The sequence below is a fragment of the Streptomyces doebereineriae genome, from assembly GCF_031845645.1.
GTDB classification, from domain to species: Bacteria; Actinomycetota; Actinomycetes; order Streptomycetales; family Streptomycetaceae; genus Streptomyces; species Streptomyces canus.
In genome coordinates this window covers 47961-65575 of sequence record NZ_JAVREZ010000019.1, presented here as the reverse complement: position 1 = coordinate 65575, position 17615 = coordinate 47961, and the positions used below count along the sequence as shown (strand labels likewise).

Genomic DNA, 17615 nt, shown 5'->3' with positions numbered 1-17615 from the left:
CCATGAACGACGACACTTTCGTCCTGACGCCTCCCGAGGCCGTCGCACCCGTGCCCCGCGAGAAGGCCGGCGGACTCGTCCCCGTCGACGACTCCGTCCGCACCGACATGGCCAAGAAGGCCTCCGCGTACGTCGAGGGGCTCGCGACGCTCGACGCCCGCTCGCCCGAGTTCGCCGGCAAGGTCGGTGAGATCACCGCACTCGGTGCCGGCGAGATGCGCAGCGCCGCCGCGCAGTCCAACCGGATGCTGGAGCGGACCGTGCGCAGCCTGCCGGACAAGGGCGGGGACGCCCAGTCCCTGGTGGCGGGCTCGCTCGTCGAACTGCGGCGCGTGGTCGAGGATCTGGACCCGCGGGACCTGCCCGCCGCCAAGGGCCGCACGTTCCTGTCCCGGCTCCCCGGCGGTAACAGGCTGCGCGATCACGTGGCCAAGTACGCCTCCGCGCAAGGCACGTTGAACAGGATCGTGGGCTCGCTGCGCGGCGGCCAGGACGAACTCCGCCGGGACAACGCCGCGTTGCAGACCGAGCGGGTCCGTCTGTGGGAGACCATGGGCAAGCTCCAGGAGTACGTCGTGCTGACCGAGGCCCTGGACACGGCCGTCGAGCGGCACATCACCGCCGTAGGAGATCCGGAGGCGGCCGACTCGCTCCGCGCCGACGTCCTCTTCCCCGTCCGGCAGAAACACCAGGACCTGCTCACCCAGCTCGCCGTCTGCGCGCAGGGCTACCTCGCCATGGACGTCGTACGCCGCAACAACGAGGAACTGATCAAGGGCGTCGACCGGGCGGCCACGACCACCGTGTCGGCGCTGCGCATCTCCGTGATGCTGGCCTCCGCGCTCGACAACCAGAAGAAGGTCGTCGAGCAGGTCAACGCCCTGCGCGGGACCACCGAGGACCTGATCCGGGGCAACGCCGAGATGCTCGCGACCCAGAGCGGGGAGATCCAGCGCATCGCCGCCGACCCGGCGGTCGGCGCCGAGACCCTGCGCTCCGCCTTCCAGCAGATCTACCGGACCCTCGACGCGATCGACACGTACAAGGTCCAGGCGACCGAGGTGATGGCGGCGACCGTGGAGTCACTGACCTCCGAACTCCAGCACGCCAGTGGGTACCTGGAGCGCAGCCGGTCGCAGGGCGCGCTGGAGGGGGGCCTCGGATGAGACGACACGCACTGGCCGCCTGCCTCGCGGCGCTCGGCCTGCTCGCCGCCTGTACGGCACAGAAGGACGGGATCAGCGGCCTCTCGACGCCCGGCGTCCCCGGGCCCGCCGAGCCCGGCACCCTCCGTGTCCTCGCCTCCAGCGAGCTCAGCGACATGGCCCCGGTGCTCGCCCGGGTCGAGAAGGACACCGGCATCAAGGTCCGGCCGACGTACATCGGCACCCTGGACGCCGTGGACATGCTGGCGAAGGGCAGGACCGACGGACGGTACGACGCCGTGTGGCTGTCGTCGAACGACTACCTCCGGCTGCGCCCCGAGGCGGCCGCGAAGGTGGTCTCCGAGACGCCCGTCATGTCGAGCCCGGTCGCGATCGGGGTGAAGCCGGCGACGGTGAAGGCGCTCGGCTGGCAGCCCGAGGACGTCACCTGGTCCCAGGTCGAGCAGGCCGTCCAGGACGGAAAGCTGACGTACGGCATGACCGACCCGGCCCGCTCCAACTCAGGCTTCGCCACGCTGGTTTCGGTGGCCTCCGCCCTCTCCGGAGCCCAGTCGGCGCTCACCGACGCGGATGTCGGCAAGGCCACGCCCCGGCTGAAGGAGTTCTTCACGGGCCAGAAGCTGACCTCGGGTTCCTCGGGCTGGCTGGCCGCGACGTACGAGCGGCGCGGCGACGTCGACGCCCTGCTCAACTACGAGTCCGTCCTCAAGGGCGTCCCCGGCCTGACCGTGATCCGCCCCCGGGACGGCGTGATCACCGCCGACTATCCGCTCACCACGCTCAAGTCCACGAGCACACGGACCCGCGAGGACGTCCGCCGGCTGACGGAGGACCTGCGCACCGAGAGGATCCAGCGGGAGATCAGCGCGCGCACCCACCGCCGCCCGGTCATCGCCTCGGTCCCTCCGGCAAGCGGCCTGGACACCACCCGCCGCCGTGAACTGCCCTTCCCTGGCACCCGTTCCGTCGCCGACGGCCTGCTCGACTCCTACGAGAACGAGCTGCGCCGCCCGTCGAGGACCGTGTACGTCCTGGACACCTCGGGCTCGATGGAGGGCGACCGCCTGGACCGCCTCAAGACGGCCCTCACCGACCTCACCGGCGACTTCCGCGAACGCGAGGAGGTCACGCTGATGCCGTTCGGCTCGGAGGTGAAGAGCGTACGGACCCATGTGGTCGAGCCGGCGGACCCGCGGACCGGCCTGGACGCGATCCGCGAGGACACCTCGGCGCTCTCCGCCGACGGCGACACCGCGATCTACACCTCGCTGGAGAAGGCGTACGGCCATCTCGGCGCCGACCGCGACACGTTCACGTCGATCGTGCTGATGACGGACGGCGAGAACACGGCGGGCGTCGACGCCGGGGACTTCGACGACTTCTACCGGGACAGCCTGACCCCCGCCGGGCGGCGGATCCCGGTCTTCCCCATCCTCTTCGGCGACTCCGACCGCTCCGAACTGGCCCACATCGCCGACCTGACCGGCGGCCGCCTCATCGACGCCCGGCAGGGCTCGCTGGACGGCGCCTTCGAGGAGATCCGTGGCTATCAGTAGGTATCTGGAGTCCCGCAAGAACCTCGCGGGAAGCGCGTGCGGCCTGGTCGGCCTGGTGCTGACCTTCGCGGAGGTGGCCGGACCGTACTGGCCCGTGGTCGTGGCCGGGCTCTACGGCGCGGGCGCGCTGATCGCCCCGCCGGAACGCCCCGCGCTGCCCGACCTCCCGGACCCGTCGGCCCAACTGGACGAGGTGCGGGGCGACTTCGAGAAGGTCCGCGCCTATCTGACGGACATCGACCTGTCGGTCACGGCGGCGGCCCGGCTCCGTGAACTCACCGAGCTGCTGACCGCGTTGCTCGACCAGGGCTGGAGCAAGGAACTGCTGACCCATGACCCGGAGGGTGTGCACGCGCTGTCCCGGATCGTCCGGCGCGACCTGCCCGAGGCCGTCGACAGTTTCATGCGCACCCGGTGGTGGACGCGGATGACACCGGGCACGGAGTCCCCCGAACTCCACCTGGAACAGCAGCTGGGCCTCATGAAGCAGGACGCACAGCAGCTGGCGGCGGCTCTCCGGGACACGGAGGCCCGCCGCCAGGAGACCCACACCCGGTATTTGGAGGACCGGGGCGGGCACAACGGGGTCAGTGCGTGACCGACGGTCTCGCCCTGTGGGCAGCACGCCCCGCACGCCGTTGTGCGGGGCCGGTTCGTGACTCAGGGCCTGTCCTGCGGACCTGCCCTCGTGCCGCCACCCGCGGCCGGCCCGTGACGATCACGGGTCAGGGCTCCCATCGGGGGCCGGCCGCGGGGGTTCTCGGGGGACTCAGCCCAGGCGCTGCACCAGCGCGCGGTACTCGTCCCACAGCTCCTTCGGCGTGTGGTCACCGAAGGTGTTGAGGTGCTCGGGGATCAGGGATGCCTCGTCCCGCCACACCTCCTTGTCGACCGTGAGCAGGAACTCCAGGTCGGACTCGGCCAGGTCGAGGCCCTTGGTGTCGAGCGCGTCCTTGGCCGGCAGGATGCCGATCGGGGTCTCGACGCCTTCGGCCTTGCCCTCCAGCCGCTCCACGATCCACTTCAGAACGCGGCTGTTCTCGCCGAAGCCGGGCCAGACGAACTTGCCCTCGTCGTTCTTGCGGAACCAGTTGACGTAGTAGATCTTCGGCAGCTTCGACTGGTCCTTGTCCTTGGCCACGTCGACCCAGTGCCCCATGTAGTCGCCCATGTTGTAGCCGCAGAACGGCAGCATGGCGAAGGGGTCGCGGCGCAGCTCGCCGACCTTGCCCTCGGCGGCGGCGGTCTTCTCGGAGGCCACGTTGGCGCCGAGGAAGACGCCGTGGTTCCAGTCGAAGGACTCCGTCACCAGCGGGACCGCGCTCGCGCGCCGCCCGCCGAAGAGGATCGCCGAGATCGGCACACCCTTGGGGTCCTCCCACTCGGGCGCGATGATCGGGCACTGGGCGGCGGGGGTGGTGAAGCGGGCGTTGGGGTGGGCGGCCGGGACCCCTGACTCCGGGGTCCAGTCGTTGCCCTTCCAGTCGGTGAGGTGGGCCGGGGTCTCCTCCGTCATGCCCTCCCACCAGATGTCGTTGTCGTCGGTGAGGGCGACGTTGGTGAAGACGGAGTTGCCCCACAGCGTCTTCATCGCGTTGGCGTTGGTGTGCTCACCGGTGCCGGGCGCGACGCCGAAGAAGCCGGCTTCGGGGTTGATCGCGTAGAGGCGGCCGTCCTCACCGAAGCGCATCCAGGCGATGTCGTCGCCGATCGTCTCGACGGTCCAGCCGGAGATCGTGGGCTCCAGCATGGCGAGGTTGGTCTTGCCGCAGGCGCTCGGGAAGGCGGCGGCGACGTACTTCGACTCGCCCTGTGGCGGGGTGAGTTTGAGGATGAGCATGTGTTCGGCGAGCCAGCCCTCGTCGCGGGCCATCACCGAGGCGATGCGCAGGGCGTAGCACTTCTTGCCGAGCAGGGCGTTGCCGCCGTAGCCCGAGCCGTAGGACCAGATCTCGCGGGACTCCGGGAAGTGCGAGATGTACTTGGTGGAGTTGCAGGGCCACGGGACGTCCGCCTCGCCCTCCGCGAGGGGGGCGCCGAGGGTGTGCACGGCCTTCACGAAGAAGCCGTCGGAGCCGAGTTCGTCGAGGACCGGCTGTCCCATGCGGGTCATCGTGCGCATGGAGACCGCGACATAGGCGGAGTCGGTGATCTCGACGCCGATCGCGGAGAGGTCCGAGCCGAGGGGGCCCATGCAGAAGGGGACGACGTACATCGTCCGGCCCTTCATCGAACCGCGGAAGACGCCCTTCTCCCCGGTGAAGATGTCCCGCATCTCCGCCGGTGCCTTCCAGTGGTTCGTCGGCCCCGCGTCCTCCTCCTTCTCCGAGCAGATGAAGGTGCGGTCCTCGACGCGCGCGACGTCGGTCGGGTCGGAGGCCGCGTAGTAGGAGTTGGGGCGCTTGATCGGGTCGAGCTTCTTGAAGGTGCCCTTCGCCACGAGCTCCTCGCACAGGCGCTCGTACTCCGCTTCGGATCCGTCACACCAGACCACGCTGTCCGGCTGGGTCAGTTCGGCGATCTCGTTCACCCACGAGATCAGTTCCTTGTGCTGGGTGGGGATGACGGGGGGAGCCGCGATGTCGCGCGCCACGATTGCTCCTAGATGAGGGATTTTTTGTTTGGAGGCCCCGTGGGGGCTGCGACCCGGATGCTTCTCGTGCCCTTTGGTGGTGACCTGGGCGCTCATCCGGTGCCGACCGCACTCATTTGATCATCCGACCGAAGCGCCCATCTGTCCAGAGGGCATCACAGGTGAGCGGAGTGAGGATCGCCACGCTCCCATTGCACACAGCGCGTTTATTTGCGTGCACTTAGCGTTCAGACAACCGTCTCTTTACTGGTCAACTCCCGTGAGATGATGGCCACTCTTGGCTGTTCCTCACGCTCTACTCATGCGTAACTTACGGTCCCGTAGGTACGATGCCGGTCATGACGCCGCCCGCCCACGACGCCGACGCGCCCTCCCTGCCGCACCAGATCAAGCAGCACGCCCAGCATCTGGCCGAGCCCATCAAGCCGAAGCTGCGCGGTTGGCTGCACCTCGGCATGTTCCCGGCCGCACTGGTCGCGGGGCTGGTACTGACCGCCCTCGCGAACTCCACCAGAGGCCGGATCGCGTGCGGGATCTTCGCCCTGACCGCCTGCCTGCTGTTCGGCGTCAGCGCGCTGTACCACCGGGGCACCTGGACCCCCCGCATGGACGGCGTGCTGCGACGGCTGGATCACGCCAACATCTTCCTGATCATCGCGGGCACCTACACCCCGCTGACCATGCTGCTCCTGCCGGACAGCAAGGGGCGGTTGCTGCTGTGGGGCATCTGGGGTGCCGCAGTGGCCGGAATCCTCTTCCGGGTCTTCTGGGTCGGCGCCCCGCGCTGGCTCTACACCCCCTGCTACATCGCGATGGGCTGGGCCGCCGTCTTCTTCCTGCCCGACTTCATGCGCGCCGGCGGTGTCGCGGTCCTGGTCCTGGTCATCATCGGCGGTCTGCTCTACAGCGCGGGCGGTGTGATCTACGGCCTCAAGCGGCCGAACCCGTCTCCGCGCTGGTTCGGCTTCCACGAGGTGTTCCACTCCCTCACCGTGGCCGCCTTCGCCGTCCACTACGTCGGCATCTCACTGGTGGCCTACCAGCACACGTAGACCGTTCCACGCCTTTCGAGGGCCATGGCTTCCGAGCCGTGGCCCTTTTTGCATGCCGAAGTCGATTGACAGTTCATAGCTTTTGAGAGTTACTCTCATTTCATGGAAACCATCACTCCGGACCCCCGACGCTGGTGGGCCCTGGCCGCCCTCGTCGCGAGCATGCTGACGCTCGGCTTCGACCTGACGATCCTCAACGTGGCGCTGCCGACCATGGCCGCCGATCTCGACGCCGGCACCGGCGCACAGCAGTGGATGGCGGACGCGTACGTCGTCGTCTTCGCGGCCCTGATGCTCCCCGCCGGCCTGCTCGGCGACCGGTTCGGGCGGCGCCGGATGCTGATCACCGGACTCGCGATCTTCCTCGCCGGGTCACTGGGCGGCGCGCTGGCGGACGATGTCAACGCGGTGATCGCCGCCCGCGCGGTCATGGGCGTCGGCGGCGCCCTGGTCACCCCGCTCGCGCTCTCCGTGCTGCCCACGCTCTTCGCCCCCGACGAGCGCACCAAGGCCGTCGGCATCGTCTCCGCCGCCTCCGCGCTCGGCCTGCCGCTCGGCCCGATCATCGGCGGCTGGCTGCTGAACCACTTCTGGTGGGGCTCGGTCTTCCTGGTCAACGTCCCGATGGCCGCGATCGGCATCGCCGCCTGCGTCTTCCTGCTCCCCGAGACCCGCGACCCCTCCTCCCCCACGGTCGACGCCCTCTCCGCCGCACTCACCGTCACCGGACTCGGCGCCCTGGTCTACGCGATCATCGAGGCACCCACCCGCGGCTGGGGCGACCCGCTGGTGCTGGGCATGATCACGGCGTCCGTCCTGCTGATCGCCGCACTGGTACTGCGCGAACGCCGGGTCCGGCGCCCCATGCTCGACATGACCCTGCTCACCCACCGCGGCTTCCTCTTCAACACCGTCGCCGCGACCCTGGTGAACTTCATCCTGTCCGGCCTGCTGTTCGTGCTGCCGCCCTTCCTCCAGGCCGTCCTCGGCCACGACGCCCTGGGCACCGGCGTCCGGCTGCTGCCGATGATGGGCGGACTGCTGGTCGCCTCCCGCCTCGCCCCCAAGGTCGTCGCCCGCTTCGGCGCGCGCGCCACGGTGAGCGCCGGCCTGGTGGTGCTGGCCTTCGCCGGGCTCCTGGGCAGCCGTACGACAGTGGACTCCGGCTACGGATTCGTCGCGCTGTGGCTCGCCCTCACCGGCTTCGGCTTCGGCCTCTCGCTCATCCCCGCCATGAACGGCGGCCTGAGCGCGCTTCCCCGCGACCGCGCCGGCAGCGGCTCCGGGCTCCTGATGACCATGCGGCAGGTCGGCGGCGCGATCGGCATCGCCCTGCTCGGCAGCCTGCTCGCCGGCACCTTCCGGGACCGCCTCGACGTCACCGGGCTGCCCGCCCGGGCCGCCGACACCGCCGGGGAGTCCGTGGTCGCCGCGCACGTGGTCGCCCAGCGCACCGGCTCCGCCGATCTGCTGGCCTCCGCGAACAGCGCGTACGTCCACGGCATGGGCGTCGTCCTGCTGGTGTGCGGGATCGCGGCCCTCGTCGCCGCACTGCTCGCCGCGGCCTTCCTGCCGGGCACACCCCGTCCCGCCGAGACCTCCACAGCCCCGGACTTGGCTGCCGAGGAGGCGGATGCCCGACAATGAACCCCATGACGGCCGCACGCTCCCCCCTCTCCCCCGCCGACCGCCCCCAACTGGGTCTTCGAGAGCGCAAGAAGATCAAGACCCGCGAGGCGATCCGCACCGCGACCTATGCGCTGATCAAGGAACAGGGGTACGACGCCACGACCGTCGAGCAGATCGCCGAGCGCGCCGAGGTGTCACCGTCGACCGTCTTCCGCTACTTCCCGACCAAGGAGGACATCGTCCTCACGGACGAGTACGACCCTCTGATGGTCGAGGAACTGCGCGCCCGGCCCGCCGACGAGCCGTGGATCGACTCGCTGCGGCACGTGATGCGCCTGGCCCTCGACGGCACCATGGCGGAGGACCCCGAGGCGATCCGCGTCCGGGCCCACCTCGGGGTCCAGATCCCCGCCGTCCGCGCCCGGATGCTCGAGAGCATGTCGCAGACCGGGCGCATGCTCTGCGAGGCCCTCGCCGAACGCTCCGGCCTGGCCGCGGACAGCCTCCAGGTCCGCGTCTACGCGATGTCTCTCATCGGCGGCCTCATGGAGGTCTCCATGTACTGGGCGGAGAACGGCTTCGAGGGCGACATGCGCGACCTCCTGGACCAGGCCCTGGACGTCCTGGACCAGGGCCTGCCGACGAAAAAGCCGTCAACTACCCAGCGCTAGAGCGTCGGGCTTGCACAACGGGCATCACTGGCGGTGATGCTGCGTTTGCGTCCAGTCCCGCCCCGGAGCGTCCGGGGCGGGGCAGGGGCCGTTGACTGGGCCCCGCGTCGCCACAACTGCCACGCTCTGGCGCGGATGTTGCGGGAGCTGTTGCGGTCTGCGTGATCAACGAATCCGCAGCTCCGGCACGCGAACCAGGCCTGAGAGACCCGGTTGGCCTTGTCGATGTGTCCGCATTCGGCGCAGGTGCGGGAGGTGTACGCCGGATCGACGTGCATCACCGGCACCCCTGCTTTGCGTGCCTTGTACGCGATGAACTGGCCCAGCTGGTGGAAGGACCAGCTGGAGTGGGTGGCCCGTTGGGGCTTGCGAAGCCGTACCCGTTCGCGGATGCCCGTCAGGTCTTCCAGGGCGATTCCGCGACCGGTGCGTTCTGCCTCGGCCACCACATGTTTCGCGATCTTGTGGTTGATGTCCTTGGCCCGCCTCGCCTCCTTGCGCCGTCGCCTTTTCAGCCGGCGCTTGGCGGAGGGGGTGTTCTTCTTCTGCAGTTTGGCGCGCAGGCCGCGCTCGCGGACCCGGATCCGGTTGAGTTCGCGTCCGGCCATGATCTCGCCGTCCGAGGTGGTGGCGATGTTCACGATGCCCAGGTCGATCCCCAGGAAGTCCACCGGCTCGGTGTTCAAGGGTGCTTCGGGCACCTCGCAGGTGGCGTTCAGGAACCACATGCCGTCCCGCTCCATCAGGTCGGACTCGCCCTTGCGGTACAGGGCCAGGGTGGCCAGCTGCTCCGCAGCGGCGGTGAACGCCACATTCTTGACCCGCCCGCCGGTGGTCCAGATCGACACCGTGCGGCCGGGGATCTGCCAGGACAGCATGCGGTCGTCGTAGGGCTGCGCGCCCTGGGGGCGGAAGGAGATCGGCTTCTCGGCCGCCCGGCGGTAGCGCTTGGAGCCGGGCTTGCCGAGGTTTCCGGCCTTCAGATTCGCCTTCAAGGTGGTGTACGCATCACAGGTCTTCTTGATGACGTGCTGGGCTGCTTGGGCGCCCAGGCGCCAACGGGACTTGACGGTGTCATAGGTGTGCTTACGCAGGGCGAAGTTCTTGAACTCACCGCGCTCGAAGGCCACCTCGCTCACCCAGGTCGCAGCCTCGTTGCTGGCGTGCAGGGTCGCCTCCAGTGCCGCCGCCTGCTCGGGCGTCGGCAGCAGCCTGACCTGCACCACCAGCTTCACAAGCACCGAACGTACACACCCGCACGACAGACCACCGCACGTTCGAAGTGGATCACCTGAACGAGTGAACCGCCTGGTCGTGTGTCGGCGCCCTGAGCGAACGAGAGACCCGGCCGCTCCGCGGCCGAGCAGACATCATGACGCTGCGGCGCTCCGCGCCGCATGACCCAGGATGCGATTCCTCCAGGGCGTGAACGCCCTGGGTTCCTCACAAGAAACAAGCTGAATCCGCTCTCCCCTCCCGTGGCATCCTGACCGGGTGAACGGTCCCGAGATCCACGTCGAGTTCGCCCCCGGCCTGGCCGTGTTCCTCGCGAGCGGCCGGCGCCGGGGGCCCACCGCCCTCACCACCGACGGCGTCTCCTCCCTCGGCCACGTCGTCGAGTCGACCGGCGTCCCGCTCACCGAGGTCGGGGCCCTGCGGGTGAACGGCCGCGAGGTCCCGAGGTCCTACGTCCCCGCCGCGGGCGACTCCGTGGAGATCAGGGCCGTCTCCCGCCCCCAGCAGATCCCCGGCGCCCCCCTGCGCTTCCTCCTCGACGTCCACCTCGGCACCCTCGCCCGCCGCCTGCGCCTGCTCGGCGTGGACACGGCGTACGAGTCCACGGACATCGGCGACCCGGCCCTCGCCACCCGCTCGGCGACCGAGAAACGCGTCATGCTCAGCCGCGACCGGGGCCTCCTGCACCGCAGGGAACTCTGGGCGGGCGCCTTCGTCTACAGCACCCGCCCCGAGGACCAACTCCGCGACATCCTGGACCGCTTCCGCCCCGAACTACGCCCCTGGACCCGCTGCACAGCCTGCAACGGCCTGCTGCGAGAGGCCACCAAGGAGCAGGTGGCGGACCGGTTGGAGGGCGGGACGGAACGGTCGTACGACGTCTTCGCCCAGTGCCAGGAGTGCGGCCGCGCCTACTGGAAGGGCGCACACCACGAACAGCTGGAGGCGATCGTGGCGAACGCCCTGGCGGAGGTCAACCGCCCAACGCCACCCGCAACGCCTCCGCGTCGGTCGTAGGCGCCTCACAGGTGAAGTGCCGGCAGACGTAGGCGGTGGGCTCGCCGTCGACGAGGATCCGGTCGGCGAGCAGCGGGAGTTCGTCGCTGTCCGGAGTCCCCACCGCGACCACGGCACCGGGGGCGGTCCCCAGAAGTGCCGTACGGTGCAGGGCCCTCGTGGCGTCGTCGGTCAGCGCGGGTCCCACGATCGCGACTTCCTTCGGCCCGTCGACGTATGCCTCCGCCACCGCGAGCCCCCAGCCGACGAACCGCGGCACCCGGGGCCCGAGCGCCTTCACCACCCCGAGCGCCTTCTCCGCGGCCTCGCGATGGGGCTCGGCCCCGGTCTGCGCGGCGTAGGACAACAGCGCCCCCGCCGCGGCCGTCCACCCGGAGGGCACCGCGTTGTCGGTCGGATCCTGCGGCCGGCGAATCAGCCGCTCGGCGTCGGCGGCCGTGTCGAACAGCCCGCCTTCCGGCCCGGTGAACCGCGTCAGCACATGGTCGAGCAGGAACCCGGCGAAGTCGAGCCAGACCCCCTCCCCGGTCACGGACGCCAGCGCGAGGAACCCCTCGGCGACATCGGCGTAGTCCTCCAGCACACCGGCGTTGGCACCGACCTGACCGTCCTTGCTGGTACGGGACAGACGGGCCTGCTCGTCCAGATGCAGCCGTACGAGAAGATCGGCGGCTCCGAGAGCGGCCTCGACCAGATCAGGACGGTCGAAGTAGGCGCCCGTCTCGGCGAGCGCGGCGATCGCGAGCCCGTTCCACGCGGCGACGACCTTGTCGTCCCGGCCCGGGGCGGGGCGCCGCGCACGCGCGTCGAGGAGCCGCCGCCTGATCGACTCGATCCTCTCGGCCTCGAACACGGTGTCCTGTTGCGGGAGTTGGAGGACGGACTGCCCGTGCTCGAACGTGCCCTCCTCGGTGACACCGAAGTACTGGGCGGCGAGCTCGGCGTCCTGCTCCCCGAGCACCTCACGCAACTGCTCCGGCGTCCACACGTAGTACGCGCCCTCGACGTGCCTGCCCGTCCCGTCGTCGCTGTCGGCGTCCAGCGCGGAGGCGAAGCCGCCCTCGTTCGTGCGCAGCTCACGGACCATGAAGTCGGCGGTGTCCAGGGCGACCCGGCGGGCCAGATCCGAGCCGGTGGACCGCCACAGGTGGGCGTAGACGCGGCACAACAGGGCGTTGTCGTACAGCATCTTCTCGAAGTGCGGCACGATCCAGTCGCGGTCGACGGAGTAGCGGGCGAAGCCGCCGCCGAGCTGGTCGCGGATCCCGCCGCGGGCCATGCGCTCGCAGGTGTCCCGGGCCATCTGGAGGGCGCCCTCGGCGCCGGTGCGGGCGTGGTGCCGCAGCAGGAACTCCACGACCATGGACGGCGGGAACTTCGGCGCCCCGCCGAACCCGCCGCGCTGCGCGTCGTACTCCCTCGTCAGCCCGAGCAGAGCCGCGGCGAGCTGCTCCTCGCCGGGTGCCTGCGCGTCGCCGTAGGACATCTCCCGCCCGGCGAGATCCCGCACGATCTTCCCGGCGACCTCGGCGACCTCGTCCCGCCGGTCGGTCCAGGCGTGCCGGACACCCTCCAGGACCTGCCGGAAGGAGGGCATGCCCTGGCGGGGGGAGGGCGGGAAGTAGGTGCCGAAGTAGAAGGGCTCGGCGTCCGGCGTGAGGAACACGGTCATGGGCCAGCCGCCCTGCCCGGTGGCGGCCTGCACGGCCTCCATGTAGACGGCGTCGACGTCGGGGCGTTCCTCGCGGTCGACTTTGATGTTGACGAAGTGCTCGTTGAGGAAGTCGGCGGTGGCCCGGTCCTCGAACGATTCGTGGGCCATCACGTGACACCAGTGACAACTCGAATATCCGACACTCAGCAGAACGGGCTTGTTCGTCTTCCGCGCCTCCTCGAAGGCCTCGGCCGACCAGGGCCACCAGTCGACGGGGTTGTCGGCGTGCTGGAGGAGGTAGGGGGACGTCTCGTGGGCCAGTCGGTTAGGCATGGGGTCCATCCTGCCGCAGTACCCCGCGGGTCAGGCGTCAGGCGTGTCCCGACGGCGACGTCGAGCTTCCCGGCGCGGCCCTCTCGCCCCGATGCCCCGTCCGCAGCACACTTGACCAAGAAAGCCGTTGCCGCCGGAGGGGGAAGTGACATGCGGGACAGTCATCGGGCGGAAGCCGAACGGCTGTTGGGCCGTGCCGTGGAGGAGGAGGTGCGGCGTTCGGGCGGGCGGGTCGACGGGGCCGTACTGCTCGCGCGGGCCCGGGGATCACTGGACGCGATGGCGCAGACGGCCGCCGAGGAGTACGAGGCCTACACACGCGCGCTGGACGAGGCGCAGGCCGGCCAACTCACTTTCCGGCAGCGGTATTCGAAGGAGGGGGCCGGAACTCCTCTGCTGGTGGCGGCGGTCGCCGCACTGGCTGCTGCCGTGGCCGACCTGGCGCTCGGCACCGACACAGGCACCGCGCTGGGCGCGGGTGTGGTCGTGGGTGTCGTGGCCGCGGCGGCGACCGTGGTGAAGGTGGCCGGCTCGCATCTGCCGGCCGCGCACCACCAGGCGGGCGCCATCGGCCAGCCCGGCGGCCCGGAGCAGCTCCGGCTCCAGTGGCTGACGGCCCTGGAGGTACGGGGCATCCGGCCCTTCCTCGACCAGCAGCGGGTGCTGAGCGCGTCGACAGGGCCGAAGAAGGCTGGCCCGCGGCTGCGCGGTACGGACAAGAGCGCGGCGGCCCGCGGCAGGAGCGTGCTGGAGCAGTCGTTCGGGCAACTCCCGGAGCCCATCAGTGAGTTCGCGGACCGCCGGACGGAGATGGGCCGCATCCGGCAGTGGGTGCAGGCCTCGCGCGCGACCACCGAGACCCGGCCCACGGTGGTCGTGCTGCACGGACCGCCCGGCAGCGGCCGGACGGCACTCGCCGTACGGGCGGCGCACGACCTCAAGGACTACTTCCGCGGCGCCTGCGTCGTGGACCTGCGCGGCGACAACCCGGAGGAGTCCCCGCTCTCCACCCGGGACGCGCTGCTGCATCTGCTGAACCGGCTCGGCGCCCCGCGCGAGCAGCTGCTGTTCCGTGAGCGTTCCTCGCCCGACCAGCAGGTCAAGCGGCTGAGCGAGCTGTACCACCAGCATCTGACCGGCCTGCCGGTGACGATCGTGCTGGACGACGCCTCGGACCCCGAGCAGGTCCGCACGCTCGTCCCCGAGCGTTCCGACAGCCTGGTCCTGGTCACCGCGCGCGAACCGCTCGGCCTGCCGTCGGACCTGGCCGCCCAGGTGCACGAACTCCCGGTCGCCGCCCTGGACGCGGCGGGCGCCGAGGAGCTCCTGGACGCGGCCGCGCAGTCCGCCACCGGTCCCTATGACGCCCAGTCCGCCGACCGGATCAGGGAGCTGTGCGGCGGTCTGCCCCTGGCCCTGCGCATAGCGGGCTCGTCCCTCGGTCCCCGCTCCCCGCGTCAACTGGCCACCGATCTCGGCGCGTACGGCCCGGTCGGGCCCGTCGAACGCGTCCTGTGGCTCCGTTACACCGACCAGTCGGAGCCGGCCCGCCGCCTCCTGCGCCGTCTCGCGCTGGCCGGCCGGTCCTCGCTCGGCGCCGCCGCGGCCGCCGCGCTGCTGGCCACCGACGAGACGGAGGCGACCCGGCACCTGGTGGCGCTGGCCCGCGCAGGCCTGATCGACCACGTCCGCGGCAGCCGTTACCGCGTCCACGACGTGGTCCGCGCCTTCGCCCAGGCCAGACTGCTGGACGAGGAGGAACCGGCTGAGCGCACGGCCGCGCAGGAACGCCTCATCGTCAACTACGCCGACCTCGCCGACTCCGTGCTGCGCCTGGTCGACGGCAACATGTCGACCCGCTCGGACCGTTTCAGCCCGCACGGCTTCACCTCCCTCGACGAGGCGCTGCGCTGGCTGGACGACGAGTCGAGTTTCATCACGGCGGCGCTCAGGCACGCGGAGGGCGTCAATCAGGGAGCGGTTCTCAACCTCCTGGGGGCGCTGTGCGACTACTGCCTGCTGCGCGGTGACCTCTATCGCCTGGGCGAGATCAGCGAGTTGGCGCAGGCGGTGGACCAAGGGCTGCTGGTCCGTTCGGTGCAGTGGCGCACCGGTATCGCCGCCCGCCAGCTGGGCGAGCTGGACAAGGCGCGCACGACCCTGACCTCGGTGGTCGACCTCTACATGGAGGCCCACCACGACGCGGGCGCCGCGCGCGCCCTGTGTTCCCTGGGCATCACCCTCCACCACCAGGGTCATCTGACCGAGGCGGCGGCGAAGCTCGAGGAGGCGCTGGCCCTCCAGTCACCCCCCGAACTGGCCACGGACCGTGCCTGGACGATGCACGCCCTGGCGGCTGTCGAACGCGACCGCGGCCGTGTCGAGCAGGCGCAGGACCTGCTGACCCGTTCCCTGGTCCTGCACCGCGCCGGCGAGTCCGTCCACGGCGAGGCCTGGGCCCACTTCCAGCTCGGCCAGCTGGCGCTGCGCATGGGTGACGTACCGCGCGCGGAGACGGAGCTGCGAACGGCCCTCGACCTGTACGGCCGCACTCGCGACGCCCGGGGCGAGGCGTGGGCGCTGACCCAGCTGGCGCGGGCCCGGCTGGTGGCCGGAGATCCGTCGGCGGCGGTGGACGGCCTGCGCCAGGCGGCGTCCCGTCACCGCGACAACGAGGACGCGCGCGGCGAGGCGTGGACGGTGTACTACCTGGGCCAGGCGTTGGAGGAGACGGGCAACCTGGACCTCGCGGTCCGTGAGCTGGAACGCTCGCGGACGATGTTCTCCCGTATGCGGGACGTCTACGGTCTGGCCTGTGCCCGCCACCACTCGGCCCGTGTCACCCGCGACCAACGCGCCGCGCAGACGGGTTCGTTGCGCAACTCGGGTTTCGCCCGCCAGCTCCTGGTCGACGCCCGCGCCGACTTCCAGCGCATCGGCGTCGCCCACGGGGAGGCGTGGACCTGCCTGGAACTGGCGGTGGTGGACGCGGGCAACGGCCGCACCCCCCAGGCCCTCGCCCTGTGCGACGAGGCGGCGAACCTGTTCGCCTCCTACGGCGATCAGCGGGGCGAGGACTGGGCCCGCTTCCTGCGCTGCACCCTGCTGCCGTACGCGGCACCGGGCGGCGTGGAGATCGGCGCGGCGGTCGCCCAGGAGGAACTGTCGGAACTGGGCCGCCGGGAGCACGGGGCCCGGGACGAGAAACTGGACGACTACGTGGGGGCGTACGGCCTGCTGCTGGAGCGGGGCGTGAATCTGGATGCCGGGTGGCAGGCATGGCGGCTCGGGATGGTGCCGAACCGGCACGCGCGGGAGGTCATGGGTGTGGCGGTGGCCCCGGCGCGGGGCTGAGGTGCGCGGTTGGTCTGCCCGGCGCCGGTCGGTGCCGTGCCTGTGCGAGGTGGTGTCGGCGATCCGGGCGCCGGTCCGCGTCTGCTGTCGTCGGCCGAGCACGGCCGCCCGCGGGAGGGGCCTCGGGCGTCCCCTCCCGTCACCGCCGCGTGGCTCAGCCCTTGGCCGGCGAGGTCTTGCCGGACGGACTGTCGGCGGTCTCCTCGCCGGAGGCCTCCCCTTCCGGGGACTCCTTGAAGTCGACCTTGCCCATGTGCTTGCTCATGGACTTCATCAGGGCCCATACCGCCAGGGCCATCGCCGCGAAGACGATGAAGCCGAGGACTCCGGGGGTGACCTTGTCCTCGTCGACCTCCTTGGCGAGGGTCGCGAGGTGCGTCATTGCCAGGCTTGCGCTTGCGCTCATGTCAGGCATTGTCGCGGATGCCCGCAAAGAGGTCGTCCTCGGGGAGGGAGGTATCGACGAGGGACTTCGCGAGCTCGTACTCCTCCGTCGGCCAGACCTCCTTCTGGAGATCGAGCGGGACCTTGAACCAGCCGCCGTCGGGGTCGATCTGCGTGGCGTGCGCGATCAGGGCCTTGTCGCGGATCTCGTAGAACTCCGCGCACGGAATGTGCGTGGTCAGGGTGCGGTCGCGCATCGGCGACTCGTCCCAGCGCTTGAGCCAGTCCCCGTACGGCGAATCCATGCCGCGCTCGATCAGCGCGTGGTGCAGCGCCTCGGTGCGGGGGCGGTTGAAGCCCTGGTTGTAGTACAGCTTGAGCGGCTGGTAGGCCGGGCCGAACTCGGACTCGGGGAACTTCTCGGTGTCCGCCGCGCCCTCGAACGCCACCATCGAGATCTTGTGGGTCATGATGTGGTCGGGGTGCGGGTAGCCGCCGTTCTCGTCGTAGGTGGTGATCACCTGGGGACGGAAGGTGCGGATCTGCTTCACCAGCTCGCCGGCCGCCTTGTCGACGTCCTCCAGGGCGAAGCAACCGTCGGGCAGCGGCGGCAGCGGGTCGCCCTCGGGCAGGCCGGAGTCGACGAAGCCGAGCCATTCCTGCCCCACGCCGAGGATCTCGCGGGCCTCGTCCATCTCCTTCTTGCGTACCTCGTGGATGTGCTCCTCGATGTACTTGTCGCCCTGAAGCTTCGGGTTGAGGATGGAGCCGCGCTCCCCGCCCGTGCAGGTCACGACCAGCACGTCCACCCCCTCGGACACGTACTTCGCCATGGTGGCCGCGCCCTTGCTCGACTCGTCGTCGGGGTGGGCGTGCACGGCCATCAGTCGCAGCTGGTCAGTCAAGACTCAATCCTCAGTAAGTCGGCGCCCCGGTGTCTTCGCGGGCGAACGGCGGCTTCTATAGTGAC

13 protein-coding genes are annotated in these 17615 nt (G+C 70.4%); 8 read left to right on the top strand and 5 right to left on the bottom strand.

All coding sequences use genetic code 11. From position 1 onward, the window contains the following. The first annotated feature begins 2 nt into the window (after positions 1-2). Genes RNB18_RS39455 through RNB18_RS39445 form a run of 3 tightly spaced genes read left to right on the top strand, consistent with a single transcriptional unit; the run spans position 3 to position 3320 of the window. The gene (locus tag RNB18_RS39455) at positions 3-1166 is read left to right on the top strand and encodes a toxic anion resistance protein (RefSeq protein ID WP_394817748.1); all 1164 of its coding nucleotides are present in this window, start codon (positions 3-5) and stop codon (positions 1164-1166) included. Next, positions 1163-2722: a substrate-binding and vWA domain-containing protein gene (locus RNB18_RS39450; RefSeq protein WP_311718908.1), complete on the top strand. Its 1560-nt coding sequence runs from the start codon at positions 1163-1165 to the stop codon at positions 2720-2722. Before RNB18_RS39455 ends, RNB18_RS39450 begins: the two co-directional genes overlap by 4 nt. Beyond that, positions 2709-3320 carry a hypothetical protein gene (locus RNB18_RS39445; protein WP_311718907.1) on the top strand — a complete coding sequence of 204 codons (612 nt, stop codon included), beginning with the start codon at positions 2709-2711 and terminating at the stop codon, positions 3318-3320. The genes RNB18_RS39450 and RNB18_RS39445 overlap by 14 nt, the downstream gene beginning before the upstream one ends. 171 nt (positions 3321-3491) lie before the next feature. Here RNB18_RS39445 and RNB18_RS39440 read toward each other — a convergent pair whose 3' ends face one another. Then, positions 3492-5315: a phosphoenolpyruvate carboxykinase (GTP) gene (locus RNB18_RS39440; RefSeq protein ID WP_311718906.1), complete on the bottom strand. Its 1824-nt coding sequence runs from the start codon at positions 5313-5315 to the stop codon at positions 3492-3494. Positions 5316-5653: 338 nt separating this feature from the next. On the opposite strand from RNB18_RS39440, the gene trhA reads away from it, so the two are divergent. The 3 genes from trhA (at position 5654) to RNB18_RS39425 (ending at position 8667) form a co-directional block, all read left to right on the top strand. After that, positions 5654-6367 carry a PAQR family membrane homeostasis protein TrhA gene (trhA, locus tag RNB18_RS39435; protein ID WP_311718905.1) on the top strand — a complete coding sequence of 238 codons (714 nt, stop codon included), beginning with the start codon at positions 5654-5656 and terminating at the stop codon, positions 6365-6367. Positions 6368-6469: 102 nt separating this feature from the next. Further along, positions 6470-8014 (top strand): MFS transporter, encoded by a 1545-nt coding sequence (locus RNB18_RS39430; RefSeq protein ID WP_311718904.1) that lies wholly within the window; start codon positions 6470-6472, stop codon positions 8012-8014. Between the two features lie 5 nt (positions 8015-8019). Continuing rightward, positions 8020-8667 (top strand): TetR/AcrR family transcriptional regulator, encoded by a 648-nt coding sequence (locus tag RNB18_RS39425; protein WP_311718903.1) that lies wholly within the window; start codon positions 8020-8022, stop codon positions 8665-8667. Here the strand turns inward: RNB18_RS39425 and RNB18_RS39420 are convergent. Next, complete coding sequence (locus RNB18_RS39420) at positions 8664-9902, bottom strand: RNA-guided endonuclease InsQ/TnpB family protein (protein ID WP_311718902.1); 1239 nt, start codon at positions 9900-9902, stop codon at positions 8664-8666. The genes RNB18_RS39425 and RNB18_RS39420 overlap by 4 nt on opposite strands. A 259-nt stretch (positions 9903-10161) precedes the next feature. Here RNB18_RS39420 and RNB18_RS39415 point away from each other — a divergent pair, with 259 nt between their 5' ends. Then, entirely contained in the window at positions 10162-10920 is a 759-nt protein-coding gene (locus tag RNB18_RS39415) for a Mut7-C RNAse domain-containing protein (protein WP_311718901.1), read from the top strand. On the opposite strand, the gene RNB18_RS39410 is transcribed toward RNB18_RS39415, so the two are convergent. Then, entirely contained in the window at positions 10877-12907 is a 2031-nt protein-coding gene (locus tag RNB18_RS39410) for a thioredoxin domain-containing protein (RefSeq protein WP_311718900.1), read from the bottom strand. The two genes, RNB18_RS39415 and RNB18_RS39410, sit on opposite strands and share 44 nt — an antisense overlap. A 150-nt stretch (positions 12908-13057) precedes the next feature. On the opposite strand from RNB18_RS39410, the gene RNB18_RS39405 reads away from it, so the two are divergent. Continuing rightward, positions 13058-16261, top strand: a complete 3204-nt coding sequence (locus RNB18_RS39405; protein WP_311718899.1) for a tetratricopeptide repeat protein — start codon at positions 13058-13060, stop codon at positions 16259-16261. A gap of 154 nt (positions 16262-16415) precedes the next feature. Here RNB18_RS39405 and RNB18_RS39400 read toward each other — a convergent pair whose 3' ends face one another. Together RNB18_RS39400 and mca are read right to left on the bottom strand one after the other, a co-directional pair. After that, positions 16416-16676 (bottom strand): hypothetical protein, encoded by a 261-nt coding sequence (locus tag RNB18_RS39400; RefSeq protein ID WP_311718898.1) that lies wholly within the window; start codon positions 16674-16676, stop codon positions 16416-16418. Next, the gene (gene mca, locus RNB18_RS39395) at positions 16669-17529 is read right to left on the bottom strand and encodes a mycothiol conjugate amidase Mca (protein WP_311719028.1); all 861 of its coding nucleotides are present in this window, start codon (positions 17527-17529) and stop codon (positions 16669-16671) included. Before mca ends, RNB18_RS39400 begins: the two co-directional genes overlap by 8 nt. Between the last annotated feature and the right edge of the window lie 86 nt (positions 17530-17615).